The sequence below is a fragment of the Soehngenia longivitae genome (assembly GCF_004684055.1).
GTDB lineage: Bacteria > Bacillota > Clostridia > Tissierellales > Tissierellaceae > Soehngenia > Soehngenia longivitae.
This window is the reverse complement of record NZ_SRIB01000008.1, coordinates 1-26,395: the sequence shown is the minus strand read 5'-3', so window position 1 is coordinate 26,395 and position 26,395 is coordinate 1. Positions and strand designations below refer to the sequence as shown.

26 protein-coding genes are annotated in these 26,395 nt (G+C 32.3%); all 26 read right to left on the bottom strand.

Features of this window, described 5'->3' with window-relative positions:
* Positions 1-54 precede the first annotated feature (54 nt).
* The 26 genes from E4100_RS06380 to E4100_RS06255 all read right to left on the bottom strand — a co-directional run bounded on the left by E4100_RS06380 (position 55) and on the right by E4100_RS06255 (position 25,890).
* Positions 55-1,293 (bottom strand): ABC transporter substrate-binding protein, encoded by a 1,239-nt coding sequence (locus tag E4100_RS06380; protein WP_135271201.1) that lies wholly within the window; start codon positions 1,291-1,293, stop codon positions 55-57.
* Between the two features lie 15 nt (positions 1,294-1,308).
* Positions 1,309-2,028 carry an ABC transporter ATP-binding protein gene (locus tag E4100_RS06375; RefSeq protein WP_135271200.1) on the bottom strand — a complete coding sequence of 240 codons (720 nt, stop codon included), beginning with the start codon at positions 2,026-2,028 and terminating at the stop codon, positions 1,309-1,311.
* A complete protein-coding gene (locus tag E4100_RS06370) occupies positions 2,028-2,825 on the bottom strand; it encodes an ABC transporter ATP-binding protein (RefSeq protein WP_209315302.1) in 798 nt (265 codons plus the stop codon). The genes E4100_RS06375 and E4100_RS06370 overlap by 1 nt, the downstream gene beginning before the upstream one ends.
* Entirely contained in the window at positions 2,818-3,843 is a 1,026-nt protein-coding gene (locus E4100_RS06365; protein ID WP_135271199.1) for a branched-chain amino acid ABC transporter permease, read from the bottom strand. The genes E4100_RS06370 and E4100_RS06365 overlap by 8 nt, the downstream gene beginning before the upstream one ends.
* Positions 3,844-3,853: 10 nt before the next feature.
* Positions 3,854-4,726 (bottom strand): branched-chain amino acid ABC transporter permease, encoded by an 873-nt coding sequence (locus E4100_RS06360; RefSeq protein WP_135271198.1) that lies wholly within the window; start codon positions 4,724-4,726, stop codon positions 3,854-3,856.
* A 14-nt stretch (positions 4,727-4,740) separates the two neighbouring features.
* On the bottom strand, positions 4,741-5,559 hold the full coding sequence (locus E4100_RS06355) for an alpha/beta fold hydrolase (protein ID WP_135271197.1): 819 nt from the start codon (positions 5,557-5,559) through the stop codon (positions 4,741-4,743).
* Positions 5,560-5,574: 15 nt separating this feature from the next.
* Positions 5,575-6,894, bottom strand: coding sequence for an acetyl-CoA hydrolase/transferase family protein (locus E4100_RS06350; RefSeq protein WP_135271196.1), 1,320 nt, complete (start codon positions 6,892-6,894; stop codon positions 5,575-5,577).
* A gap of 2 nt (positions 6,895-6,896) precedes the next feature.
* Positions 6,897-7,934, bottom strand: coding sequence for a 3-oxoacyl-ACP synthase (locus E4100_RS06345; protein ID WP_135271195.1), 1,038 nt, complete (start codon positions 7,932-7,934; stop codon positions 6,897-6,899).
* Between the two features lie 13 nt (positions 7,935-7,947).
* Positions 7,948-8,829, bottom strand: coding sequence for an intracellular short-chain-length polyhydroxyalkanoate depolymerase (gene phaZ / locus E4100_RS06340; protein ID WP_135271194.1), 882 nt, complete (start codon positions 8,827-8,829; stop codon positions 7,948-7,950).
* Positions 8,830-8,877: 48 nt separating this feature from the next.
* On the bottom strand, positions 8,878-9,588 hold the full coding sequence (locus E4100_RS06335; protein ID WP_135271193.1) for a hypothetical protein: 711 nt from the start codon (positions 9,586-9,588) through the stop codon (positions 8,878-8,880).
* 152 nt (positions 9,589-9,740) lie between these two features.
* Complete coding sequence (locus E4100_RS06330) at positions 9,741-11,201, bottom strand: sigma-54 interaction domain-containing protein (RefSeq protein WP_209315297.1); 1,461 nt, start codon at positions 11,199-11,201, stop codon at positions 9,741-9,743.
* A 78-nt stretch (positions 11,202-11,279) separates the two neighbouring features.
* A complete protein-coding gene (gene fabG, locus E4100_RS06325; RefSeq protein WP_135271192.1) occupies positions 11,280-12,020 on the bottom strand; it encodes a 3-oxoacyl-ACP reductase FabG in 741 nt (246 codons plus the stop codon).
* Between the two features lie 63 nt (positions 12,021-12,083).
* Positions 12,084-12,449: a zinc ribbon domain-containing protein gene (locus tag E4100_RS06320; RefSeq protein ID WP_135271191.1), complete on the bottom strand. Its 366-nt coding sequence runs from the start codon at positions 12,447-12,449 to the stop codon at positions 12,084-12,086.
* A 16-nt stretch (positions 12,450-12,465) separates the two neighbouring features.
* The gene (locus tag E4100_RS06315) at positions 12,466-13,014 is read right to left on the bottom strand and encodes a TIGR01440 family protein (protein WP_135271190.1); all 549 of its coding nucleotides are present in this window, start codon (positions 13,012-13,014) and stop codon (positions 12,466-12,468) included.
* A gap of 11 nt (positions 13,015-13,025) precedes the next feature.
* Positions 13,026-13,598, bottom strand: coding sequence for a HutD family protein (locus E4100_RS06310; RefSeq protein WP_135271189.1), 573 nt, complete (start codon positions 13,596-13,598; stop codon positions 13,026-13,028).
* Between the two features lie 86 nt (positions 13,599-13,684).
* On the bottom strand, positions 13,685-14,326 hold the full coding sequence (pcp, locus tag E4100_RS06305; RefSeq protein ID WP_135271188.1) for a pyroglutamyl-peptidase I: 642 nt from the start codon (positions 14,324-14,326) through the stop codon (positions 13,685-13,687).
* Between the two features lie 16 nt (positions 14,327-14,342).
* Positions 14,343-15,248, bottom strand: coding sequence for a DUF979 domain-containing protein (locus E4100_RS06300; RefSeq protein WP_135271187.1), 906 nt, complete (start codon positions 15,246-15,248; stop codon positions 14,343-14,345).
* 17 nt (positions 15,249-15,265) lie between these two features.
* Positions 15,266-15,937: a DUF969 domain-containing protein gene (locus tag E4100_RS06295; protein ID WP_135271186.1), complete on the bottom strand. Its 672-nt coding sequence runs from the start codon at positions 15,935-15,937 to the stop codon at positions 15,266-15,268.
* Between the two features lie 73 nt (positions 15,938-16,010).
* Complete coding sequence (locus E4100_RS06290) at positions 16,011-16,682, bottom strand: Crp/Fnr family transcriptional regulator (protein WP_135271185.1); 672 nt, start codon at positions 16,680-16,682, stop codon at positions 16,011-16,013.
* Positions 16,683-16,784: 102 nt separating this feature from the next.
* Positions 16,785-19,175, bottom strand: a complete 2,391-nt coding sequence (locus E4100_RS06285; protein WP_135271184.1) for a glycoside hydrolase family 3 C-terminal domain-containing protein — start codon at positions 19,173-19,175, stop codon at positions 16,785-16,787.
* Between the two features lie 12 nt (positions 19,176-19,187).
* On the bottom strand, positions 19,188-20,528 hold the full coding sequence (locus E4100_RS06280; RefSeq protein ID WP_135271183.1) for an MFS transporter: 1,341 nt from the start codon (positions 20,526-20,528) through the stop codon (positions 19,188-19,190).
* Positions 20,529-20,667: 139 nt separating this feature from the next.
* A complete protein-coding gene (locus tag E4100_RS06275; RefSeq protein ID WP_135271182.1) occupies positions 20,668-23,184 on the bottom strand; it encodes a GH39 family glycosyl hydrolase in 2,517 nt (838 codons plus the stop codon).
* Positions 23,185-23,355: 171 nt separating this feature from the next.
* On the bottom strand, positions 23,356-24,405 hold the full coding sequence (locus tag E4100_RS06270; RefSeq protein WP_135271181.1) for a hypothetical protein: 1,050 nt from the start codon (positions 24,403-24,405) through the stop codon (positions 23,356-23,358).
* Positions 24,405-24,629: a hypothetical protein gene (locus E4100_RS06265; RefSeq protein ID WP_135271180.1), complete on the bottom strand. Its 225-nt coding sequence runs from the start codon at positions 24,627-24,629 to the stop codon at positions 24,405-24,407. The genes E4100_RS06270 and E4100_RS06265 overlap by 1 nt, the downstream gene beginning before the upstream one ends.
* Positions 24,630-24,665: 36 nt before the next feature.
* Positions 24,666-25,208: a hypothetical protein gene (locus E4100_RS06260; protein ID WP_135271179.1), complete on the bottom strand. Its 543-nt coding sequence runs from the start codon at positions 25,206-25,208 to the stop codon at positions 24,666-24,668.
* A gap of 4 nt (positions 25,209-25,212) precedes the next feature.
* On the bottom strand, positions 25,213-25,890 hold the full coding sequence (locus E4100_RS06255; protein WP_167792093.1) for an ABC transporter ATP-binding protein: 678 nt from the start codon (positions 25,888-25,890) through the stop codon (positions 25,213-25,215).
* Between the last annotated feature and the right edge of the window lie 505 nt (positions 25,891-26,395).

Below are 26,395 nucleotides of genomic sequence, written 5' to 3'. Positions count from 1 at the left end.
ACTTACTTATAGTAAAAGCCTTTGAGTTCCCTCAAAGGCTTTTAACGGTATATCTTATTGAATTCTATCTAGTATCACATTTAAGTCTTCTACTGGTTTTACTACTTCCCATGCTGAGCCATCTTCTGATACTTTTAGCAATGACATTGACTGAGTCCCAAGTCTCTTTCCATTTGCAAAGTCTACTGTTCCACCCATTGGGATTTTAAATGGTTCTTTTTCCATTCCATTAATATAATTTTCCCAATTTAATGTTTCACCTTCAACCCTTCTTAATCCTTCTACGAAGAAATGTCCTGCTATCCATCCAGCCATTGAAAATGCATTAGCTGCATATTCAGGTTTCCCAAAGTCAGTCATGCCTTGAACAAATTGGTCAACTTCTTCTTGATTGCTTAAATCTACCCATGCATTTGAATAGATAGGGAATTTGTTTGCAGCGTTTGCATAATCAGTTTGGAAATTTGCTATTGTAGTAGCATCAGCATTTGAATATGTTGTAAAGACAGGTTTATTTACTCCTTGTGCTATCAAACCTTTAATAATTGTTGGCAATGTTGCTTGTATAGATGCTGCAACTATTACATCAACATTTTCATTTTTCATTTTTAGTGCTTGACTTGATACATCAGTTGCTCCTGGATTTACTTGCTCTTTTACAACTGTGTAATCAGCACCTAATTTTTCTACTTGATTTTCTATTCCTGCTAATAAGTCTTTTCCAGCATCATCATTTGTATAAATTACGCCTACTTTTTTAGCATTATGTTCTTCAATTGCTCTTGCTACAATTAATCTACCCTCTGTTACATAAATAGGTTGTACTGGGAATAATCCTTTTCCATTTTCAATAGATGTAGCATCTTCATTATAAAGAGCTGCTATACCAGCTGCAAAATAAACTGCAGGTATACCTGTTTCTTTCAATAAATCCAAAGTCGCGCCAATTGTTGGTGTACCGAAGTGCCCTACAATTGCAAAAACTTTATCGTCATTTATAAGTTGCTCTGTAAAAGTAGTAGCTTTTATTGGATCAAATTCATCATCATAATGAACAAATTCAATCTTTCTGCCATCAATTCCACCTGCATCATTTACCATCTTGAAATATGCTTCTATACCTGCATTGAAAGGTACACCTACTGCTGCAAAAGCCCCTGATGTTGCCGCTGTGTTGCCAACTTTAACTGTTGTATCTGTAACCCCTTGTGCAATTTCATTGCTTGTCGTACATCCTGCTAGAGTTGATATAATCAAAGCTAAAACCATTATAATAGATATTCTTTTTTTCATTTTATTACCTCCTGTTTAATTTTTTCCTCCCAAATAAACTTCAATTAATGAACTGTTATTTCTTAGCTCTTTAGCACTCCCTTCCATACCGACCTTGCCTACCTCTAAAACATATGCATAATCGGCTATTTTTAATGTTTGCAATGCATTTTGCTCTACTATTAATACAGTTGTACCGTCTTTTCTTATTTCTTCGATGATATGAAATATATTTTTTACAATCAAAGGTGCAAGACCTAGAGATGGCTCATCTAATAACAACAATTTGGGGTTTCCCATCAAAGCTCTACCAATTGCGAGCATTTGTTGTTCTCCACCGGATAATGTTGAGGCAATTTGATTCTTTCTCTCCCTAAGAACCGGGAAATATGAATAAACTCTGTCAAAATTATTTTTTAATTCTTTCTTATTTTTAATAGTATATGCACCTATCATAAGATTTTCTTCAACTGTCAAATCTCTAAATACCTGTCTGCCTTCAGGAGATTGTATTATTCCTTTTGAAGCAATTTTATGTGGTGGTAATTTTGTAATGTCTTCCCCGAAAAACTGAACACTGCCACTTTTTGCTTCCAATATGCCAGATATTTTTCTTAATGTTGTTGTCTTTCCTGCTCCATTTGCACCAAGTAATGCAACTATCTGTCCTTCTTTAACGGATATGTCTATTCCTTTAAGCGCTTCAATGCTCCCATAATTAACTTTTAAGTTTTTAATTCCTAAACACTCATTCATCAGTCGTCCTCCTTTCCAAGATAGGCAATTTGGACTTGTTCATTACCTTGTATTTCTTCAGGTGTCCCTATGGCTAAAAGTTTTCCAAAATTTATGGCACAAATTCTATCGCATAGGCCATTTACAAATTTCATATCATGCTCAATTAATAGAATTGAACAATTTCTCTCCATCTTTATCTCTTTTATTATATTTACTAAAGACAATGTTTCTGAGTCGTTTAAACCAGCTGCCGGCTCATCCAATATAATGAGTTTAGGGTCGAGCATCAAAGCTCTTGCCAGCTCAATTTTTTTAAGCACACCATATGGCTGCCCTGCTACTAACATGTCTTTTATAGATAATAATCCCATGTGATCAAGTATTTCCTCTGCTCTTTTCCTAATCCTGCTTTCTTCTTGTCTAGTCTTTTTGAGTCTGAAAAATTGATTAAATAAGGAAGCTTTAAACTCTACATGAGCTCCTACCATAATATTTTCAACTACCGTCAATTCTCTAATAAGTTCTATATTTTGAAATGTTCTAACAAGACCTTTCCCAATTATTTCATGAGTTTTCTTTCCCACTAGGTTTTCAACTTCACCAGTATTTGTTCTAAAGTAGATATCCCCTTCATCAGGTTTGTAAAACTGAGTGATACAGTTAAAAACCGTAGTTTTTCCAGCACCATTTGGTCCTATAAGTCCAAATATTTCTCCTTCATCTATGTCAAATGATAAATTGTCAACTGCTTTTAACCCACCAAAAGCAATGGAGAGGTTTTCTACTTTTAAAACTTTATTGTCCATCTTATCCATTGAGATCCTCTCCTCTCTTAAATAGCTTGCGGAAATTTCTCTGTATGTCAAATCTCATATTAATCAATCCATTTGGGTAGAATAGGATAACTAAAATAATCAATAAACCATTGAAAATATATGCTGCCCCATCTATACTTCCTATTATTGGAAGTCTTTTTAAAATTAAGTCTGGAACTCCGAATACTATAAAAGCACCTAGGATAGTTCCTGATATACTCCTAACGCCACCAATTACTATTACTGCTAAAATATTGAGCGAAAGCATCAATATCCATGCATTCGGATAAGTGTATTTTACAAAGTGCATGTACAATACCCCTCCTAATGCTGAAAATGAAACCGCAATGGCAAAAGACAATAATCTATGCCTGTAAATATTTATTCCCATTGCACTAGCCGCAGCTTCACTACCTCTCATAGTTGATAATGCTCTACCTGTATGGCTGTTTACTAGATTGTGCATCATAACCATGACAAGGATAAGGAAGAAAACTATCAGTATATAAGTTCCATTTCTATCCAATTGTAAAAATCCCAGTAGTTTTGGGTATTGGGCTTGTTTCCCTGAAAAACCATTTGTAACAAAGTCAAATTCTACAAACACCTTCCTCAATATCTCAGATATAGCAAGAGTTGCTATTGCAAGATAATATCCTTCTATCCTTAACGAAACCAACCCAGTTAAAACCCCAATCAACATCGGTACTGCCACTGAGATTATCAAAGCTAATTCAAACGGCAAACCCAAATCAGCAGTGATAAATGCTGTTAGGTAGGTCCCCATTCCCATAAATCCTGCTGTTCCAAGGGATATCAGGCCTGAATAACCTAAAAGCAAATTTAGTCCCAATGCAACTATAGAATATATCAATATACTCGCTACAGTCGTTAAAAGTGAATATTTCACCAAGCCTAAGTTAACTAATAGAGGCAATAAAGAAAGTATTATCCCAAATAGAAGAAACTGAGAATATGGTTTATGTGATTTATAAAAATTCATCAATTTACTGTTCATCTCTTCACCTCTATACTTTCTTTATAACTTTTTTACCAAATATGCCTGTTGGTTTAAATAAAATTACAGTCAAAATCAATAAATACAAAATTGAATCACTCCAAATTGAGGAAACATAAAAAGACAATAAATTACTAGCAAATCCAATTAGATAAGCTGCGATAACAGCCCCATAAAACGAGGTGAATCCTCCTAGTATACATGCTAATAAAGCTGTGACTTGAACTGTGTCCATCATAGATAGATTTACACTATTTGTTGGTGCAAGCATCAATGCAGATAATGTCCCTAAAGCAGCTGCAATTGCCCATGAAGCTCTGGTTACTTGTGCTGTTGGAATTCCCATCATTCTAGCGACTACATCATTTGATGCAGTTGCTCTAACTGATAGCCCCCATTTTGTTTTTTGAAGTGCAAAGAACAAAATACCCATCAATGCTAATCCTACAACTATATTAAATATTGCATTATATGATATTGTCGCTCCGAAAAAGCTGTAGGAACCGTAGACAAATCTTGGAAATTGTAGGGGGTCGGTTCCAAACAGCATTGGAGCTAGGCCCAAAAATATCATTATAAGGCCTAAAGTAATAATCTGTTTTGATACTGGATTGACTCTTTGTGCCCTTGATATGACAAAGTAGTCGACTAACACACCAATTAGAAGAGCAAATAGCATACCTACTATAGCAGCTGATATTGGGGATATTCCAGTTCTTATCAATACTATTGTAGCTAAAAATGCACTAAACATACTGATTGAGCCTTGTGCAAAATTCGTTGTTACAGAAGTTCTGAAAATGAGAATTATACCTAATGCTGCAAGTGCGTATATTCCTCCTGTTTCTAGGCTATTGAGTAATATTTGTACGAATATGTCCATTAATTCTCACCCCTTCAGACAATTTTTATTTCTTCATCATAAGTGTTTATAAATCCAAGTATATTTGAAGCAAATTCTTGTGGTTTTTCATACATACTTGCATGTCCACTCCCTTTGATGAGAACCCATTTAGAATTTTGTATTTTTTCATGTATAACTTTCTGATATCTTATAGGTGTTGTGATATCGTATTCTGCACTAATAATAAGTGTCGGTACTTTTATTTTTTCTATTTCTTCTCTTATATCAAGATTCTCTGCACTATCGACAAGTCTAATATAGGCTTCATACCACGCGTCATCAAATATAGTTACAAACAAATCTTCCCTTTTTTTAAGCCAGTCAATGTTTTCTTCATAAAATTCAACCGAATAAATAAATGGCATAGTAGCCTTAAAAAATGCTCTTCCATCATGGTTTTTTGCTGCATAGTTCCAGCATTTTCCTACATCTCTTAGCAATTGGGTAGTATAGCTTGTTGTATTTGCTAATATCAATGACGATAAATTCTCTTGATATTTTAAAGCAAAATTTAAAGCAACTTCTCCCCCATAAGACACTCCCACCAGATGAATTTTATCTATTTTTAATTCATCAATTACTCCTTTTACGATATCACTCTGCAATTTTTGATCATATGGTTTATCTGATTTCTGTGACTTACCTTGATCTAAAAAATCAATTAGTACCAATCTGTTATTTCTACTAAACACATCTATGAAGCTATTCCAACTGGAGGTTGACATCATGATTCCATTTAAAAGAACTATTGTCTCCCCTTTCCCATAGACCTCATAATATATTTCGTATCCTTTTATCTTTGTACTTGGCATGGTTAGCCTCCTTCTCTACCAAATCATCAACTCGTCAGCTTCTCTTTGTAATTCTTCTCTAAAATCAGGATGAGCAATATTTATCAAAGCTTTTACTCTTTCCCTAATAGATGTTCCCCTAAGTGAAGCTACTCCGTATTCAGTAACTACATAGTCTACATCATTTCTAGACAATGAAACCGCAGCTCCTTTAGCTAATGCTGGAACGATTTTTGAAATTGTCTTTCTTTCATCAGATCCGTCCACCCTTACATTTGCAGTTGAATAAAGTGCTATGATGGATTTTCCTCCTACTGAGTTTTGAGCACCAATCGCTGTGTCAGCCTGTCCACCAGTACCACTAAACTGCACATGTCCTATTGATTCAGATGCACATTGCCCAGTTAAATCTATCTCTATCGTGGTGTTTATCGAAACCATCTTGTAGTTTTGACCAATTATATATGGGTCATTAACCCATGAGCCTCTCATTACATTTACACCAGGATTATCATCAACAAAGTCATATAGTTTTTTACTACCTAGTACGAAAGTTGTAACCATCTTCCCTGGCATTAAAGTCTTGTATCTACCAGTGATTACTCCTGCATTGTATAAGTCAACCATCCCATCAGTAAGCATCTCCGTGTGTATTCCGAGGTCTTTTTTATGCATAAGTTCTTTAGCTACAGCATTTGGGATTCCACCAATTCCTAATTGGATGGTAGATCCATCATCAATAAGATCTGCAATATATCTTCCGATGATCGTATCCTTCTCTGAAGGTTCTACTATTTCTAGTTCAGGAACAGGATAATTTGCTTCTATGACATAATCTATGTCATTAATGTGGATTACTGAATCTCCAAAAGTCCTTGGCATGTTTGGATTTATCTCGATTATCACTATATCGGACGCATCAATCATTTCCCTCTCATAAGTTGTGCTTAAAGAAAGTGATACATAGCCGTGTTTGTCCATTGGTGCACCTGTGCCTAAAAATATATTGGGTTTTCTATGAAATATTCTCTTTTTTGCAGCTAAGTGTAAATGATTTGGTATAAAAGAAACATTTCCATTTTTATGGGCTCTTCTGGTTGCAGGTGTAAAAAACCATCCATCCATTTGAAAGCTTTCTTTGTATTTTGGATTCATGAAATATTCATAATCCCCTAAAGGCAAACACGTGGAAACATTTACATTTTTTACTCTATCCGCTATTGTATGAAGATTTGATAAAAACTCTCTAGGCTCAGCAGCCGCTAATGCAGAAACTAAATTATAATCTGATTTTACAAGACTTAAAGCTTCTTCTAATGATAATAATTTACTCTTATATATCTTCTCCAAATCCATGTCTAGTCCTCCCATTTTCCCCATTTAATTACGTTTGCTGCCCACGCATAACCTATTCCAGCTGCTATCATTGAAATAACAGTGCCTTCCTTTATCTTCCCTTGTTCCAAACCAAGTTGAAGTGATAGTATTTGGTCTATCTGACCAATGTGGCCATAGTGAGAAAGATAATTAGTTTGATCTTCTGTAAGCCCTAGGTGTTCAAGCATAGCTTTATGCTGTGAGTATTTAAAGTGTAGTACGGCAAGATAACCTAATTCTTCTTTACTTATGTTGGATTTTTCAAATGCTCTATCTATGCAATGATACCAATTTTTTAATGACACTTCATTCAATCTATCTTTCATGTGTTTTGCATCGAATAACCTAAGTGATTTATATGCAATATCTACATTTTCTTTTGTTATTGGCTTTTCTATGCCCCCAAACTCAACCCCTGCATCTCTTGCCATTGAACCATCTGTTACTATATGAGTGCCCAATAAGACGTTTCTATTTAAATTTTTCTTTAGTATAATAGCTCCACCACCAGCAGCTAAGTTGTACATCATAGACATATCTTTATCTGTATAATCAACAAAATCACCGTTTCTGTATCCGCCAACTATCATAACTGTATTTATTTCATCATCAGCAATCATCATGTCTTTAGCTATTTTCATCGCAGAAACTGTAGAACAGCATCTTTGTTGAACATCAATTGCCCAAGCATTATCTGCCCCTATCTTTTCTTGAATGTATATCCCAGATGTTGTCAAAGGATATTCCTTCCATTCTTCCCCAATGCAAAGAATTAAGTCGATTTCTTTTGGATCTAGACCAGTCCTTTCTAAAGCATCTAAAGCTGCTTTAACTCCCATCTCTTGAGTTCCATCTCCGTCACCTGGTATAGGTTTTTCAATAATGCCTAGTTTTTCAATTATTGCTTGTTCTGTCCACAAGCCATTTGTGGCCTCTGATATTTCTTTTGCTGTCATTCTGTTTTTAGGAATGTACAATCCTGTTCCTAAAATTCCCACATTTGTATTCAAATTTGCCACTTATAACCCTCCTTTATGCCAAAAATTCTAATGTTACTTTCATAAATCTATCTAAATCATCTTCCATCGGTGCGTGCCCACCGTTAGGCAACAATTCTAATTTCGCATTATCTCCTATTGCAGCGGCCATTTCAATTCCCATTTCCTTTGGTACTACTATATCGTTTTCTCCTTGCATAACTAAAACAGGTTGAGTGATTTTGTCGACTTCTCCGGTTCCTTGTTCTGCACCATTGTGTTCATGAGAAATGTTAAAATGAACTAGAGAATAATCTATGTCAACTAAATTTCTTTGCATCAAAATCTCATCTAGATATCTTTGATATCTTTCTTCATCAGGCTTTTTAAAGGTATATATGGTATTATCCCAAACAAATTTGATGAAGTCTTTATTTTTATCTTCATAAGCCTTTAATATAGGCAGTACTTGAACTGGATCATTTTCAATTTCTTCTTTGGTAGTCAAAAACTGTCCCAAAATCGGTTGGTTGTTTTCATCTTTTTTAAATATTGGATAACCCTTAATTCCAACAGATTCTACCAACACTATCTTTTCAACCATTTCTGGATAGTCAATTGCAAAATACATTGCTACTCCACCACCAGTTGACCAAGCAACTATAGAGAATTTATCTAGTTTCAACGCATCACAAAATAACTTTATATCATTAGATAGATCTCTTAATGAGTTAAATCTATTGTTGTAGCTTGATGCCCCAAAACCTCTCATGTCCATAGCATAAGCAGTATAATCATCAGGTAGTCTTTCCACAACAGTATCCCAATGCATTGATGATGACATATTACCATGGATGAGTAGTAAAACCTTTTCCCCATTTCCATGCTTTCTATAAGCTAAAGTTTCTCCATTTGGTAATTCAATCTTTTTTAACATGATATCCCTCCTAAATTTTAATTATGCAATTAATGTGCCAACTTTATATTAAATTATATTTTTTACTTGTTCTTTGAGCTTTGATATCCTTTTAGAAATTATCTCAGTTGTGTTTGCAATATATCTAGTAGAATCCAATTGGTAGCTTGAAATTGTTTTGAAATCATTGGATAGTTTCCTTATCTCTTCAATGTCAAACCCCAGTCCTACATTTAGATCATCAATATCCATCTGATTTTTATAAGTGTCTAGTTTTTCATATATATTTAATAATCTCAAATGAGAATCCAATAATTCTAATTTCTTGTTATAATGTTCTATTATTGTTAAATATCTTTGATTTAGTTTTTCTAGATCATTGGCATTATTTAGCACTTGACTAGATAAATTCCTAAAATTTTCAAACGAATCAAATATATTATCTACAAGAGCATTTAACATCTCATTATGTTTGTAGTTTTGAGAAAAGGATATTGCCCCTATTATTTCACCATTTTCATCTCTAATTGGAATTGCAACTGCATAGTAAGTTAGTCTTCCATTATCAAAATCTACTTTTCTCTCGATCTTTTCGCCAATTTTTATGCATTCATAAGCACATGTGTTTTGTATATGGCTATCTCCTGATTTTAATTTATGGTCAAGATCAATCGCAGGAATATACAGAAGGCATTTCTCTAAATCACAAATTGAGATAGCAACCTTTTTATTTGTCAATTCACTATATATGGGTGCAGTATTTATTAAGCAATTTAGCACATCCGTAATATCACCTCCTGTTTCACTTATATTATGCAACTTCCATGCCAATCAAAATTCAATTTAGAAGTACTATCACTATTAGAAAAATAGAAATATTCTAAATAAAAAAAATGTACTATATTTGGACATGTCCAAATATAGTACATTTTTTATTCTAAGCCGTATTTTTCTATTTTTGAATATAAGTTAGTTCTGCTGATGTTTAATATCTTAGCTGTCTTTAATTTATTTCCATTCGTATACTCTAGGCAGCTTTTTATAGCTTCTCTTTCAGTTTGTTCTAATAAATTTTGCAAAGAATCAATCGAATTAGGATCAATTTTCCTTTTGTTTTGCGTAATATAAAGTGGTAAATGTATAGGCAATATAGTATCAGTTTCTGTCAAATTTATTGCTCTCTCTAAGACATTTTCTAGCTCTCTAACATTTCCAGGCCAGCTGTATGATTTCAGAAGCTCTAAAGCTTTTTTAGATATTTTAGGAACATAGATCCCTAACTGATTCGAAAGCTTTTCCATTAATTTTATCGTAATCTCTTCGATATCTTCAACTCGCTCCCTCAAAGGAGGTATCTCAATAGTCATTACATTTAGCCTATAATAAAGATCTTCTCTAAATTTCCCTTCGGCAATAAGTCTTTGTAAGTCTTTGTTTGTGGCAGCGATTACTCTTAAATCTATCTTTACTGTTCTGTTACCACCCACTCTTTCAAATTCTCTCTCTTGAAGAACTCTCAATAGTTTTGCCTGCATTTTCAAAGGCATATCCCCAATTTCATCCAAGAATATACTTCCTCCATTTGCAAGCTCAAATTTACCAATCTTACCACCTTTTTTTGCTCCAGTAAACGCTCCCTCTTCATATCCAAATAGTTCAGATTCCAAGAGTTCACTTGGAATTGCTGCACAGTTTACTTTAACAAAAGGCATGTGATTTCTAGCACTATCATTGTGTATTGCATGTGCAAAAAGCTCTTTTCCCGTTCCACTTTCTCCTAATATGAGCACATTTGAGATTGATTGAGCAGCTCTTTTAGCTATAAACTTAGTTTGACTCATCTTTGGGCTATTTCCTATTATAGTGTCCCATGAGTATTTGGCTCCGTACATTTCTTTTAACTGACTCTTATAAAGATGCACTTCATTTTCTAGAAGTTTATTTTTTTCTATTATGTCTTTGAACTGATCTAAATCTTCAAACAAAACCATGCCAACAGCGTATTTCACTTCTCCTTGTTCATCTAAAACCACTATTCTGTGAACTATAGCAGTTCGACCATTCCCAAATTTATGTTTCCATGCTATTTCTGATTTCTTTGTCTTAAGAACAAATGGAAACCTAGTATTTTTATCAATTTCAGCAACTGGTTTCCCTATGATGTAGCTCTTAGGATACCCCAAAAAATCAGCAAATACTTGGTTTATCATCCTAACCTTAGAATCCTTGTCAATTAGTATCATCGGCACAGGTAGAGGATCAAATATTTTATGAAGCATATCCACAAGGTATTCAGTCAAAACAGTATCATCATCTATTTCAACTAAACTGTCCATATTTTGAACAGTCTTGCTGTCTTTCAAGCTATTACCTCCATTTTTTAATGAAGTCATTGCAACTCCTCCTAATATGAATATATTTTCATATTAGCACATTACTATAAAAAAATAAAGCTGATGAAAATCATCAGCTTAAAGTACTACTCCTCCAGTTACTTCCAAACAAGCGCCCGTAATAAAAGAAGCTTCATCAGATGCTAAAAAAGCATAGGCATTCGCTATCTCTTCTGGCTCTCCAAGTCTACCAAGCGGTGCTTTTCCTTTCATCATATCCACTACATTTTCAGGCATTTTAGCAACCATTGGAGTTGCGATAAACCCTGGGGCTACAGCATTGGCTCTTACCCCTTTTTTACCTAATTCTTTCGCCCATGTCTTAGTCATTCCGATTACTCCCCATTTTGTTGCAGCGTAATTAGTTTGTCCGAAATTTCCATACAGACCTACTACACTTGAAGCACTCAAAATAACGCCACTGCCTTGGTTTACCATCACTTTTGCAGCAGCTTGCCCACATAAAAACACACCTTTTAAATTTACGTCTATGACTTTATCCCATTGTTCTTCACTCATTTTCAAAAGAGTAGAGTCCATGGTTATTCCTGCATTATTTACTATGCAATCAAGTCTGCCATATTTTTGAACAGTTTTTTCAATCATATTGTTAACGCTTGCAGAATCAGTTACATCAACTACTATGCTCATTACATCTCCGCCGAGTTCTTTTAGAAATTCTTCTGTCTCTAATAATTCTTTTTCATTAATGTCAGCAATTACTACTTTTGCCCCTTCTTCCACAAATTTCTTAGCTGTAGCTTCCCCTATTCCTCTAGCTCCACCTGTGATTATTGCCACTTTGTCTTTTAATCTCATGATTACCCTCCTTATATAGTTACTATCTACAGTAATTATATAAGCAAGATTCGTGCCAATGGATTATAATCTCTCACCACATCTTGGACAATATATAAAATCTTCTTCTGCTAAGTAGCCACAATTTCTGCATATTTTTTCTCTTTTCTCAAAACAGTGCAAGTCTATCTTGTCTAAATCTATATGAGATATTTCTCTTCTCTCAATTTTTTGACCTAAATCACTATCTATCTCTGCTATTGCATCGCAGCAGCTCATCTTCACAAAATATTTTTTATTCCATTTGAAAATAGGAATAAAAAATAAGAAAAAGTAGCTATAAGTTAAAAACACTTCGATATGTCCATATTTATTACAACACTTGCATACAACTACTTCATCATAATCTAACTTCTTCTCTTTTTGACTAATTCCTAAGATAAAAAACATATTATCACCATAAAGATCATAGTTTTTGATGTATAGCTCTTTCTCCTCCGATAAGTTTAGGTCTAGTCCTTATCATGCTCAAATGAGCTTTGCCTATCTCTTTAATTTCGCTCCTTACTACAACACCTACAGGTTTTAAATGCATCCCAATGAACACATCTCCTATATCTATACCTGCACTCACTTTTACATTTTCTACAACTACTGGCTTTTCAAATATTTCCATTGCTGCTGTAGCAAACCCTCCACCTGCATGCAAAATTGGAATAACATTGACTATCTCTAAATTCATCATTTTAGCATATTCCTCTTCAACAACAAGAGCTCTATTTATGTGTTCACAACCTTGAACTACAGGATAGAGATTATCCTTTTTTACTTCTTCCACAAAAACACTTATAACAGCTCTAGCAATATCTAAGTTTGAATTTGATCCAAGCTTTTCTCCTATTATCTCACTAGTAGAACCACCAATAATGACTGCCTCTTTCTCATTTAATTTCGCTGCATCTAAAAGTTGTCTTGTGACAGTTCTTACGTCTTCTTTGATTTTAATTAAATCCATATAAATCCCTCCTATACATCAAAATCCATCCTAAGTAAAATATCCCCATTCATATCGATTTTTAACTTTAAATCCGGATAAATATCCCTTAAGACAATCATATCATATTTATTCAAAAATCGTGAAAGGTTATCTTCATATTTTATGATTGCTTTTCCCTTTGTACTTAAAAATACAATAGATTTATATTTAGGCTTAATTGAACTATCGTCCCTTAAATAAGTCATATCTCCTCTTATACCATTTTTTAACATCATATTAAAGTCCATTACCTTCCCTTTAGCATATGTTTTTTCCCCTCCATCGAATACATCTATATCTAGAAGTTCGTGCAATGTTTTTTCTTCTTTTGATGAATGGAATAAAGTAAGATCATTAGAAAGGCTTGTCAAAAATCTAGTAAATCCTTCTAACTTTGTGTATTCTGAAATTTCATCTGTTTCTTGAGTAGCCAAGCTAAGTCTTACTAGAAAATCTCTTTCTTTGTAATTTGAAGAATACGGATATATAAAGTATTCGTATGTTTTTCCAAAAGCCCAATTTGAAACCGAACTATCATTTTTAGTAATAAAAAAAGTTTCCATATAATCACCTGCCTTTCTTATATTATAATCTATTTATTGCAAAATATAAGCCCATTAAGAATTTTCATCTTAATAGGCCTATATTTTTAGTGAGTTTTACCGTCACTGATTTTTATATCATTTTGTGTTTCAACTGTTGTTTTTATAGCAACCGTAAGTGCTGTGACAATGTCATTTATATTCATACTTGGAGTTGATCTTTTATCCACCACTTGTTCAGGTAAATAAGGAACGTGTATAAATCCTCCTCTAATATTTTTATACTTTTTGTCAATCAGATAAAGCAGTCCATACATGATGTGATTACAAACATAAGTTCCCGCAGTATTTGAAACGCTAGCTGGTATCTTTTCATTTCTTATGTTCGAAACTATTGATTTTATAGGTAGTGATGAAAAATATGCATTTTCACCATCTTCAAATATTGTTTCATCAATAGGCTTATTCCCTTCATTATCTTCTATTGAGGCATCACTTATATTTATGGCAACTCTTTCAACTGTCATATCAAATCTCCCACCAGCTTGGCCTACACAAATAACTACATCAGGTTTTTCTTCCTCTATCTTCTTATCAAGTATTTCAATCGACTTTCTAAAAACAGTAGGTATTTCAACTTTAATAACTTGAGCTCCTGCAATTTTGTCCTCTAGTCTCTTAACTGCTTCAAATGCGGGGTTTACTTTTTCTCCTCCAAATGGATCAAATCCTGTAACTAAAACTTTCATTTTATCCTCCTATCTTCTAAAAAGCCCATACTAACATCAATATAATGTGTATCACTAATAGTGTGATTGCCATAGGCGCCTGTGTTTTTATAACTTTGTATTTATCCTTTGTCTCCAGTACAGCCGCTGGTACAATATTAAAATTAGCTGCCATTGGTGTTAAAAGAGTTCCACAATATCCCGCTGTAAGCGCTAGCGCTCCTGCTATAGCAGGGTTTGCTCCTTGGCTAAATACAAATGGTAATCCTATTCCCGCAGTAATAACTGCAAAAGCAGCAAAAGCGTTTCCCATGATCATTGTAAATACTGCCATTCCAACACAATATGCGATTACTCCAAACACAATATTTCCTGTTGGTATGACATTTGAAATCCCATTTGCGATCACTTCTCCTACACCAGCAGCATTAAACAAAGCACCTAAAGCAGCAAGTAACTGTGGTAAAATTGCAAAAGGACCAACTTGCTGTATCAATCTATTGCCTCCTTCTAAAGTTTCACCAACAGAGGCTTTTGTTATAAAAAGTCCAGCGATTGTACCAACAACAGCCCCTATTCCCATACCAACAAGACCACCTAAAGATGTGAATTGCCCTATGCCAAATGCAAAAGCTGCAATACTCAAAACAGGTATAAATAATTTATTCCCTATTAGTTTTGATTTTTCTGATTTAAACTCTTCGCTGGTTTGTTTAAAAGTACCAATTCTGACTTGTTTTGTTGCAGTCAGCACTCCCATTACCAACACTAAAATTCCTACAATAGAAGGTGGTATTACTTTCCCAAATATAAATGTTATAGCTAAAATTGCCCAAAAGAGTGCGGTCCCATATCTTGTTTTCAACGTCTTATCTTTAAAGGATAAAACTGCCGCTACCATTGATACAAGTCCAGATAATATATAAAGTATCTCCAAAGCCATAATTCTCACCTACCAATCTATTTATTTTTATTAATTATATTGTTAATCTTTCTATCATGTAATCTAAGTTGAATAGCAACTAAAATTACAGCTATAATAGCTATCGGTATAGATGCATTTGAAACCTGCTTTTCAGTAACCTCTATCCCCAGTTCTCCAAGAGTACCAACTATAAGCAGCACCCCTCCAGCTGCGATAAAAACATTTTGACCATAAAAGTTAGCATAGTTTTCAACTGATGCACTCATTCCTTTTATAGTTTCCACTGCTTCTTCTGGTAAATCTTCATATTTATTTTTGTCAGCACCTTCTGCCATTGGATAGATTAGTGGTCTAATGAACTCAACATGTCCTCCAATTCTCAAAGATAGAGCTGCCGCAATAGTTCTTATGACCATATAAATAGATAATATCTTTCCGCTTGTTGCAGCTTTAACTTTTCCTATTAACTCTGCAGCTCTCTGTTTAAGTCCATACCCTTCCAACAACCCGATAATAGGCAATGTAACAAAAAATACAGTCATGTATCTGTTTTCTACAAATGCCTTTCCAAGTATAGTCAATATTTCGTTGAAGCTTAAACCTCCAACTATGCCTGTCACTACTCCTGCTGTAAGCACAACAGCAATAGTGTCAAGCTTCAATGCGAAACCTACAACAATGATTAAAACTCCGAGTAATTTAATCATTTTCACACCTCCATTTATTTTTATTTAAATATACACTACAATAAGGTGCCTTTCTGTATACCAGTATACAAAATCACTTCCATTTGATAAATTTTTCTAAATTTTCAATATCTCGGATTATAATTTCTCCATTATTTATCTCTAACATATTCTCATCTTTGAATTTATTCAAAGCTCTAGTAACTGTAACCCTAGAACAACCAATTAATTTTGCTATCTCTTCATGCGTGAATTTTTCATTTATTTTCTTTCCTCTATCCATATCTTGCCCTTCCTGATAATATAGCCTTATCAACGTGTCTGCAACTTTCCCTAGAGAATCGCTGAAAGCCATATTTGCCATCTGAAACATCACTATCCTAAACTTTCTTGTTATACTGTGGATAATGTCCCTGTAAATATTGGGATTTTCTAATAATATATTCTCAATAACCTCTTCTTCTAAAATCGAAATTGTACTATCTTCCAGCGCTTTCGTAACTAAAGTGCTTTCACCACCACAAAAATAATCCATTTCTTTAAATATCTCTCCACCTTGAAGAAGATATAGAATTTTCTCTTCGCCATCCATACTGTAAATTGATTGTTTTATATTTCCAGATATCACTATTACTATGCACTTTTTATCTGGTATTTTTATGATGCTGTTTTTTTTATAGCTTTTCAAATTCCCTTTCTCAGCAATCTTTAAAAAGGATCTTCTCATTTGTTCTTGTCTTTTCGAATCAAAGAATTCCTCATACATATAAAACCATCTCCTATAATAATATATTAATATATTAATATATTATTATAGGAGATGGTAAGCAAAAAATCCTCGGTATATAAATATATCGAGGATTTTTATTTAACCTTTAATAATTTTTCCTATTCCCTTTAAATAATTTTTATTCAACAAATTAACCAACCCGTCAATTCTATTGATAGATATTGCACCGCCACTAAAACTAGCTAACGTTCTCAATGGCATTTGGTATATCATTGCGCTTATCATATTGCTCATTGTATTTTCTTCATCAATAGACATTTTTGAAACCTGTTTTTCTACAACTCCAACTATTCTTTTCCCAATAAAAGTATCTTTTATCTCTCCCAAAGTTGTATTTCTTGTATAAGGTTTTGTAGCAATTGGTCTTGGAACAGGTCTCCCAAGTAATTTTTCAAAGTCGCTTTCGTTGAATATATAATTTGGAGTGATATCTTTATATTCTTTGAGTCCATCATCAAAAACTTCATCATCACTTTCAATGTATATCTCTGTTTTTGATCTTATATCTCTTGATGAGCTTCCTATATGAAGAATATATCTACCTGATTCTACTTTAAACTCGCCATTTTGAAAGACATATAAATCGGTTACTTTTATATTCAAAATCGTATGTTTTAAATCTCCTGGTTTTAATTCTATTTTTGCATAGGCTTTTAATTCTTTCTTTGGTCTATATACTTTTGAGTCAATTTTTTCTACATACAATTGGCATATTTCTTTACCTGTTCTATCCCCGATATTTTTGAGATCAAAAGCTACATTTATCGTGTCACCTTTTTTATATGTCGGCTTATCCGTACTTAAAGCACTGTATTCAAATTTCGTGTATGATAAACCATGTCCAAATGGAAACAATACCTCTGTTCCTAAACTATCGTGTGCACGATATCCTACATATAATCCTTCTCGATACTGCACTTGCCTTGGCTCTCCAGGGAAGAAGTGACTTGAAGGTACAGATTCTAAAGATAACGGAAAAGTTTCTGCTAATTTCCCTGAAGGGTTTACATCTCCAAATATAATCTCAGCGATTGCTTCTCCTGAGGCTTGACCTGATAAGTATTGCTCGACAATTCCGTCAACATCGTTTATCCATGGCATAAGCACAGGAGCTCCATTTGATAGAATCACAACGACATTTTCTTGTACTTTAGATATTTCTTTAATTAAAATATCATGGCTTTCAGGCAAACTTAAATGTTTTCTATCAAATCCTTCACTTTCGTAAGAATCAGGTAGACCCACCATCAAAACAGCCACATCTGACTTAGAAGCTATTTCTATAGCTTCTTTTAATCTTTCGTCATCCACGCTATCATTTTTTAAGTCATAACCATCAGAATAAATTAAATTATCACCTAAACGCTTTTGAAATTCTTCAAAAGCAATTGATAATTTAGTAGGATTTATTTGACTACTACCACTTCCTTGATATCTTGGGACTTTTGCAAATTCTCCTATTAATGCTACTTTTTTATCATTGCTTAAAGGTAAAATCGAATTATCATTTTTGAGCAATACTATACATTCAGTTGCTACTTTTTTAGCAAATTCATGATGTTTTGCTTTGTCATAAGTTTTAAATTCTTCATTCAAGTTGTTTTGTGATTTTTGAATCAATTTCAGCACATTTAAGACTCTTTCTTCTAACTCCTCCATAGTCAACTGTCCTGACATCAAAGCTTTTTTTACTTCTTCATTATACAGTCCTTTATTCCCAGGCATTTCTAAATCTAGCCCAGCTTTTATTGATGCAACTTTATCATCAACTGCAGTCCAGTCACTGACAACTACTCCATCAAATCCCCAATCATTTCTCAAAATTTCTGTCAAAAGTTCTCTGCTTTCGCCTGTCCTAACTCCATTTATATAGTTATATGAGCTCATCACAGTCCATGGTTTAGATTCTCTAACTGCTATCTCAAATCCTTTCAAGTAAAGTTCGTGCAAAGTTCTTTCATCTATTATTGAATCAGATACCATTCTATAGTATTCCTGATTATTTGCTGCGAAATGTTTTAACGAAGCTCCTGTATTTTTGGATTGCAAACCACTTATCCATGATTTAGCCATCTTCCCAGATAGAAGTGGATCCTCTGAGTAATATTCAAAATTACGTCCGCATAGTGGATTTCTTTTTAAGTTAACTCCTGGTCCAAGCAAAACAGAAACTTTCTCGACTTGGCATTCAGCACCTAGATGCTCCCCGACCTGATATATAAGTTCTTCATCCCAAGAACTTGCTAAACAGCTAGCCGTTGGATAACAAGTTGCAGGTACACTTTTGTTTAAACCCAGATTGTCTGCACTATCTTCCTGCTTTCTAAGACCATGAGGTCCATCTGTCATCATTATACTTTGTAAGTTAAATTGTGGAATTTCATATAACTGCCAGAAATTTTTGCCTGATAGTAGATTTAGTTTCTCATCAAGAGTTAATTTTTCTATTATCTTATTTGCACTCTCCATTAAAAAACCTCCTTACTCCGTTTTTAGTAAATTTTTCTCTTCCATTTCATCAATCATCCTTTGTACTTCACTTTCGCTGAGATCATAGTATTTACCAAAAACAATAAACGCTATTACTAAACCGATTATTGGTACTAAACTCAATGTTATCCATATCCCATTCAAAGCTTCAGCAGTCTGAACCGATGCAGTCCCTTGGTATCCAAAATAAGATATTATTAAGAGGGATAAAGAACTCGATATTGCGCTTCCTAGTTTTGTAGAAAATGTTTGAACGCTAAAAATCATTCCAGCATTTCTTTGTCCATACTTATAAGCTCCGTACTCTACACAGTCAGCACTAAACATACCATTCATCATCATTGGTGCAATTAAGCCTATCATCTTCAAGAAATTTAAAATTAAAAAAACAATAACGTTTTCATATCCGACAAAATATTGAATTACACTGAATACAATTGAGGAACCTATCCCCCACATAAAAATTTTTCTTTTCCCAAATTTTCTAATTAACATTGGTGTCAACGCAGGAAGAAGTATTATAGGAAGTGCCATAGTAATCATCATAGTTGTATTAAATCCTATATCCCCCATATTCCATTTTGCAAAATACGGAGCTATTGTCATCGTAGTAAATGTTGCATTTATTGCTATATAAGCTATATAAAATATTAGCAAATATCTATTCGTACCTACCGCTTTTATCATTTCTTTTAAGCTTATATTTTCTTCTGTATTATATTTTACTCTCTCTTTAACAAAAAATCTCAAAGGAAACATCAATATGAATGCTATAATCATCAAATAAATTATTGTAGACTGGTATCCTAATCTCGCTATCAATTGTGGAGCAATTATTCCTATTATAAGAGATGCAATTCCGGCAGCAACTCTTCCTATAGATATTATACTGACACGTTCATCTGAATTGTCAGTCATAACAGTTGCTAAAGCAAATATAGGAACATCACTAATAGTATAAAGTATGTCGTAGATTAAATATGAAACACTTGCATAGACCAAGTTAAATGTTGAAGAACCATTAAAATTCCAAAATAATAAAATAGTTATGATTGGCATAAAAATGGTTACTGCATCAACCCATGGTTTGTATTTACCCTTCTTTAAATTCACTTTATCTAATAAACTTCCAATTATGGGATCGTTTACAGCATCCCAAATTCTAGCCACTAAAAATAGTGCAGCCACAGAACCTTCAAATAACCCGACTTCATCTGTTAAAAAAATTGCTAAATATGAAACTACCATGAAATAAATTATGTTCTGACCCACGAACCATGACCCATATGATAGACGTTCAGCTTTTCCAGTTAGATAATTATTTTTTGTCATATTTATCTCCCTTTCTTAATATATTTTCATATATTATATCCAGTTTCAAAATATTATGTATTCCATTATGTAACCTTTGCAATACCAATTTATGACTATAAAATAAAAGCTATATAAGTAATGTAGATTTTAAAAAATATTACTTATATAGCTTTATTAATTTAACTAATCTGATTTCATGAGGGAGAAGTACAAATGTCTCTTCAAATTTATCAGCCAATTCCATTTCTTCATACAATATTTTGGGAACTGAGCGAGATTTCAAATACTCTATTTGAACTAATGATGGATACTTGGGATACCCCATTTCAACCCAAGCATCAAAGCTAGAACCATGTTCTCTATTAACTATATATTGTTCTACTTTGTAATTTCCGCTCAATCCATTTAAATTAATGTTAAATTTAGTATTATATTCATCAAAAATCGAATACCTATCCAATAAATTTATTCTAGAAAAATCTAAGTTTTCATATTGAGCATCATAGTGAATATAATTATGGAACATTAAATAGACATCGTCTTTATCTTTTAACACTATATAATTACTATTTTTTTCTAAGATATTACCTTTAAGTTCATGTAGGAGATTATACGCATTATATGATGCTTTTGGTATACCGTTGTAGGTAAAAAGTCCAAATCCTCCATAAAATAAAGCTTTCTCTATTTCAAATTCATTATTTAAATCCGTTAAAGTCCAATAACCAATTCCCTTGACCTTTTCGAAGTTTTCTAAGTAGTTTTTAACAAGAAAGCTTGACATATATACTGTATCATGAATTAAATCTCTTGATATTGTTGAGCTATTAAATTCTGTAATCCAATACTCTTCCTTTGTAAAATTATGGAGTTTTTGTACTCTATCAATTGATAAAGTGATGTAATCGCTTACTTTATTTTCATCTCCTAATTTTGCTTTGTATTTTACAGCTTCATAATCATTTACATCTATTTTTTCTTTTAATTTTGAGATTTCTGTTATACTTTCAACTAATTCTACTGAATATACATGAAAAGAATAGAAATCCAGTTTTACATCTTTTTCATTTATATATTGATAAAATTTATCCAACCAATCTAAAAATAGCAAGAAGCTCATATTCCCAACTCCTCCTACTTTTAGATCTTTTGAGATGTTTTTAATCGTTTGATAAGTACTAACAAAAAACTCAAAGAATTCCTCTTTGCTGCCATCCCAAAATACACCTTCTATTTCAGGTTCATTCCATACTTCAAAGTACCAATCCTTTACTTCATCAATACCATATCTATCAATTATATGTCTTATGAAATTATCAATTAAATCATTCCATTTATTTATATCACTAGGTTTCGATATAGAATCTTTCCACTTAAAAATCGTATTGCCATTTTGCGTTAATTTTGTAGGAATAAATGTTAATTCTATAAAAGGTTTAATATCAAGTTTCATTAATGAGTCAATCAGCATATCTAAATCATTATAATCATAAAAGGTTTTCCCTAAAGAATCTTCATTGTAAATAGATAAAAAATCAGAGAAAATTCCGTGGAATCTAATATATTTAAATCCTATATCTTTTTGGACTTTCTCTATAATATCGAGTTGATCTTTTCTCAAACCCTCTACTGAGTATCCAATTGTTATAAGGTTTTCCCATGGTTTTTGTAATGTTGGTAATTCTACATTTAATTGATTTAAGTCTAATAAAATGTTAATTTCTTTGGTGGCCGTGTCTGCACTAGTAATTATTGGCTTAGAATTATCTAAGTATAAAAATAGCTCAGATAATAGTTCTTCTGTATTAATAGAAAAATAATTTTTAAAATCCATGTAAGATATATCTACTTTATGTTCATTTCTAAACTCATTCGGCGTAATTCCCATACTGTTTTTAAACGCTCTGTAATAGCTCTTTGTATCTGGAAATCCATTTTTCAATGCTAAATCGACTATTTTTAAATCTGTATACTTCAAATCGTTTATCGATCTTGAAACTCTCAGGTTTTCAATATATTTTTTAATTGGAATGCCTGTGCTCTTTTTAAAGTACTTAGACAAGTATTGACTATTATAATGAAACTTTTCTGCTATCAATTTTATAGTTAAATTTTGATTGTCTATATTGTCTTTTATAAACTCAATTATCTCAAACACTTTTTCAGAGTCATTATTTATACTTGCCGAATTTATATTATTTCTAACAGCAAAGTTATCAACCAATAGTAATATCAACTCTGTAAATAATAATTCTATTCTCAATTCATAATATTCTCCATGTTTAAGTGTTTGATCCATTATCATTGCTAAAATGCTCTTTATCCTATCGATGATATCATTGTTGTCTTTATTTATATCTACTTTAAACGTCAAGTTATTTATTCCTTTATGTTTATCTTCAAAATAATCAAGATCAAATTGAAAAACTAAAAGCTCACATTTGGGTTGGTCTGAAGATTTGAGTTGATGAATTTCTCTACTATTGATGATAAAAATATCCCCCTTAATTAGTTCTGTCACATTGTTATCTATATAAATAGAACATTTGCCTTTTAAAACAAAAATAATTTCCGCCTCATCGTGCCAATGAAATGGAAATTGTTCAAGTGTCTGAGTGAATATTTTTATTGGTATCTTTTCATCTTTATTTATTGGCTCATAGTAGTAGTTCATTTTATTACTCCCAACATTAGTTTAATAGTATATACCCTTTATGTGTAGTTTAAAAACAGATGAGTTAATTGATATCAATTAACTCATCTGACACTCTCATTTATTCTCGGTTTAAAATGTATTATCTTTAATGCTTTTATTATTGCAATTTAAGTAAATTCATAAATTTATTTACTTATCTAGAAAAATTAATTGTTTCCCATCAAAACAATAGAAACCATTACCTTCAACTCTAACTCGCTTTGTATCAAAGTTATTTATTGAATCTTTTTCCACCATATCTCCAGACTGATTTATTTCTAATACTTTTATAGCGCCATTTCCTTTGTATTTAAACAGCATAGAGTAGCTCCCATCTTCGTTATTTATAAATTCAAGGCAGTCACTGCCATCAAGGTCTACATTTTTATCTCTAATACTAATAATCTTATCTACATTTACATTCAATTTGTTATCTTCTACCCTGTAGGTCAGATATATTATTTGAGGCTCAATTAAACTTTTAAAATCACTTTCCTTGTATCCTTTGTATATAACCAGTTTATTTTCTTCACTTTTTAATATCTTTATATCCCTCATTATATCATCACTTAATTTATCATATATTAGGTCATTACCATTTACATAAGCAAGATAAGTACCATCGGCTTCTCTGAAAAGAAATACAAATTGATTATCTCCCAAACTTATGCCTTCATTCATTTCTGAGGCTGTTTCATTTATTTTTTTATAGAAAACACTCTCACTTATTGTAGCATTAGACTTATCAAAAATCTCCACTGTCCATAGGTTTCCATTATGATTAAATCTCTGAAAAAGAATACTTTCATTGTTTTCCGCTATTATCTGATATCCACTCGATTTAAGCGGATAACTTCTTAGATCCTTTAGGGATACAAGTCTATCAATTTCTTTCCCCATATTTTTTTGAACCAATATGTAGTTTCCGCTACTACTTAGGGTTAAAAGATCTTCTTTTTTAATTTCTTCATATCCTATGTTCACTTTTTTTACTACTGAATCATTATCGTCATAATAAGTATATTTGAGGTATCCATCATAAGGCTCTACATAAAAAATTGGGTTTTGTACTATATTAAAAGTCTTGTCCCCATTATTCTCTTTGTCAATAAAAAGGTCTGTTTTTGTACTAATACTACATCCACTCATAATTATTAAACATATTAGTAAAATTGAAATTAAATTTATAATTTTCGTCATTATTTTAACACCTCTTTGTAAAAATTCAAAGTATTATTAGGCTTAAATGTTCTAATAAGCTTTATTGTTCCTATCAAGACTAACATGCCAACGGCTAAAATGAAATTAACATCTTCCTCTAATTTATCAACTTCTGGCACAATAACTATAAACCTGCTAAAAAATGGCTCTCCTGTTCTCGTCATACCTGTTGCAATTTCTTCTGCTGTGTCATAATTAATCAATGATATATTGTTTCTAAATATATGGTTTTCATTAAATTAAAAAAAACCGTAAAATGTTCTCTCTATTAGATACTCTTCACTATCCATCACACCATCTTTTTCTACATATTTATAGTCTCTAATATAAACTTTATCTCCTTTTTTGAGATCCCTAAATTTTTCATTGTTTTCTAATTCATTATTAATAAAAATAAAATCATCTTTTACATCAATTTCTTCAATATTAAAATATTTTAATGCCTTTGTCTCAACTCCAAGTATATTTGTCATATCTAGGTTGTTTATTTGGCTATCAGTAATCTTTACTGGATGAGAAAAGTCAAAAAATGAGGACTCTACTCCATCCAGAGAATTAACTTCATCTCTTAACTCTAGGGGAATATCCATAGGAGATTCCTCGTTATACACTTCTATAAAATATAAATCAGTGTTATCAACTATATCTGTTTTAAATTGATCCTTCACTGATAATATTATCCCTAATATGAGATTCATAACCAAAAGGAAAGATATCATAGAGAACATTATACCTGTGAATTTCTTGAAATTCCTTCTAAAAAATAATAAAACTATTTTCATTTTTTTACCCCCAACTTGCTTCACTTAAGTTTCCGTTTTTTAAAACATATATTTCATCGGCAAGTTTATCATAGTAATCATCATGTGTAACAATGATTATAGATTTACCTCCAATTTTTAACTCTGCTAAATAATCCCTTATTATTCTCTTGTTTTCATCATCAATATTTGCAGAAGGTTCATCGGCAAAAACAATAGATGAATTTATTAGAAAAGCCCTCATTACAGCAACTCTTTGTCTTTCTCCTCCTGAAAGTAATCTTGCATAAGTTTTTCTTCTATCCTCCATGTGAAATTTATCTAAATATTCCTTTATTTGCCTTTGAATTTCATTTTTTTTCATTTCTGTTGCTAGGGATAAAAAAATCTCTAAATTTTCTTCAACAGTTAAATTTTCATATAGATTAAAATCTTGAAAGATGAATCCCATTTCTGTTCTTCTAATATTTTTCTTCTCCTTTGAACTTAATATATCAATATTTTGGTTTTTCCAGAATAATTCTCCAGAATCCTTTGTTTCCAAAAAAGCTAATATGTTTAATAATGTTGTCTTCCCTGCTCCAGAGATTCCCTTTATTATTACCAGTTCACCTGTATTGAGCTTTAGACTTACATTGTCTAATATTATTTTATCACCATATTTTTTTGAAACATTCTTTAATTCTATAATTGTACTAGTCACCATTTTCACTCCCAAAAACTTTATATACTTATTATTGTAACAAATTGGAACATTATTTCCCATACTAGAAATAGAGTGATTTGTATAGGATAAACGATCATATTTATTCAATGTCGTTGATTCATATGATATGAAGATGTTGTTTTTTAGTTAGGCTCACTTATATTTATTACTTGAAACTTAAATAGAAAAATAGCAGGTGTACAATCAAAAATCAAGGGTCGAGATGTACGGCTATGCCGCCCTTGTTTTCGATAGTACTCCTGCTGTATGTTAGCTAAAGAGGTGTTCATCTAACATTCTATGTTATTTTCAAAAGTATTTTTATTACCACCTCGTATAATAAAGTCATAGTTTAAAAACTATATTTTCTTTTCTATCTCACTAATCTGGTGAGATAATATTTGTACAGATAGGGGTCGTAGTTAACCTCCTTGAAGCCTAGTCTTCCTTTTTAAGGGTTGCGCCTCTTCTTTACATCTATATGCGAATGAGCTGGATAGTA

Bases quoted from the DNA above. Each gene is read 5' to 3' on its own strand.
- E4100_RS06285 (WP_135271184.1), bottom strand. From the start codon at position 19,175: ATGGAGAGTGCAAATAAGATAATAGAAAAATTAACTCTTGATGAGAAA.
- E4100_RS06280 (WP_135271183.1), bottom strand. From the start codon at position 20,528: ATGACAAAAAATAATTATCTAACTGGAAAAGCTGAACGTCTATCATAT.
- E4100_RS06315 (WP_135271190.1), bottom strand. From the start codon at position 13,014: ATGGATTTAATTAAAATCAAAGAAGACGTAAGAACTGTCACAAGACAA.
- E4100_RS06330 (WP_209315297.1), bottom strand. From the start codon at position 11,201: ATGACTTCATTAAAAAATGGAGGTAATAGCTTGAAAGACAGCAAGACT.
- E4100_RS06355 (WP_135271197.1), bottom strand. From the start codon at position 5,559: ATGCCAAGTACAAAGATAAAAGGATACGAAATATATTATGAGGTCTAT.
- E4100_RS06275 (WP_135271182.1), bottom strand. From the start codon at position 23,184: ATGAACTACTACTATGAGCCAATAAATAAAGATGAAAAGATACCAATA.
- E4100_RS06300 (WP_135271187.1), bottom strand. From the start codon at position 15,248: ATGGCTTTGGAGATACTTTATATATTATCTGGACTTGTATCAATGGTA.
- E4100_RS06360 (WP_135271198.1), bottom strand. From the start codon at position 4,726: ATGGACATATTCGTACAAATATTACTCAATAGCCTAGAAACAGGAGGA.
- E4100_RS06310 (WP_135271189.1), bottom strand. From the start codon at position 13,598: ATGGAAACTTTTTTTATTACTAAAAATGATAGTTCGGTTTCAAATTGG.
- E4100_RS06290 (WP_135271185.1), bottom strand. From the start codon at position 16,682: ATGTATGAGGAATTCTTTGATTCGAAAAGACAAGAACAAATGAGAAGA.
- E4100_RS06295 (WP_135271186.1), bottom strand. From the start codon at position 15,937: ATGATTAAATTACTCGGAGTTTTAATCATTGTTGTAGGTTTCGCATTG.
- E4100_RS06350 (WP_135271196.1), bottom strand. From the start codon at position 6,894: ATGGATTTGGAGAAGATATATAAGAGTAAATTATTATCATTAGAAGAA.
- E4100_RS06370 (WP_209315302.1), bottom strand. From the start codon at position 2,825: ATGGATAAGATGGACAATAAAGTTTTAAAAGTAGAAAACCTCTCCATT.
- fabG (WP_135271192.1), bottom strand. From the start codon at position 12,020: ATGAGATTAAAAGACAAAGTGGCAATAATCACAGGTGGAGCTAGAGGA.
- E4100_RS06270 (WP_135271181.1), bottom strand. From the start codon at position 24,405: ATGACGAAAATTATAAATTTAATTTCAATTTTACTAATATGTTTAATA.
- E4100_RS06375 (WP_135271200.1), bottom strand. From the start codon at position 2,028: ATGAATGAGTGTTTAGGAATTAAAAACTTAAAAGTTAATTATGGGAGC.
- E4100_RS06380 (WP_135271201.1), bottom strand. From the start codon at position 1,293: ATGAAAAAAAGAATATCTATTATAATGGTTTTAGCTTTGATTATATCA.
- pcp (WP_135271188.1), bottom strand. From the start codon at position 14,326: ATGAAAGTTTTAGTTACAGGATTTGATCCATTTGGAGGAGAAAAAGTA.
- E4100_RS06260 (WP_135271179.1), bottom strand. From the start codon at position 25,208: ATGAAAATAGTTTTATTATTTTTTAGAAGGAATTTCAAGAAATTCACA.
- E4100_RS06365 (WP_135271199.1), bottom strand. From the start codon at position 3,843: ATGAACAGTAAATTGATGAATTTTTATAAATCACATAAACCATATTCT.
- E4100_RS06320 (WP_135271191.1), bottom strand. From the start codon at position 12,449: ATGTTTTTTATCTTAGGAATTAGTCAAAAAGAGAAGAAGTTAGATTAT.
- phaZ (WP_135271194.1), bottom strand. From the start codon at position 8,829: ATGTTAAAAAAGATTGAATTACCAAATGGAGAAACTTTAGCTTATAGA.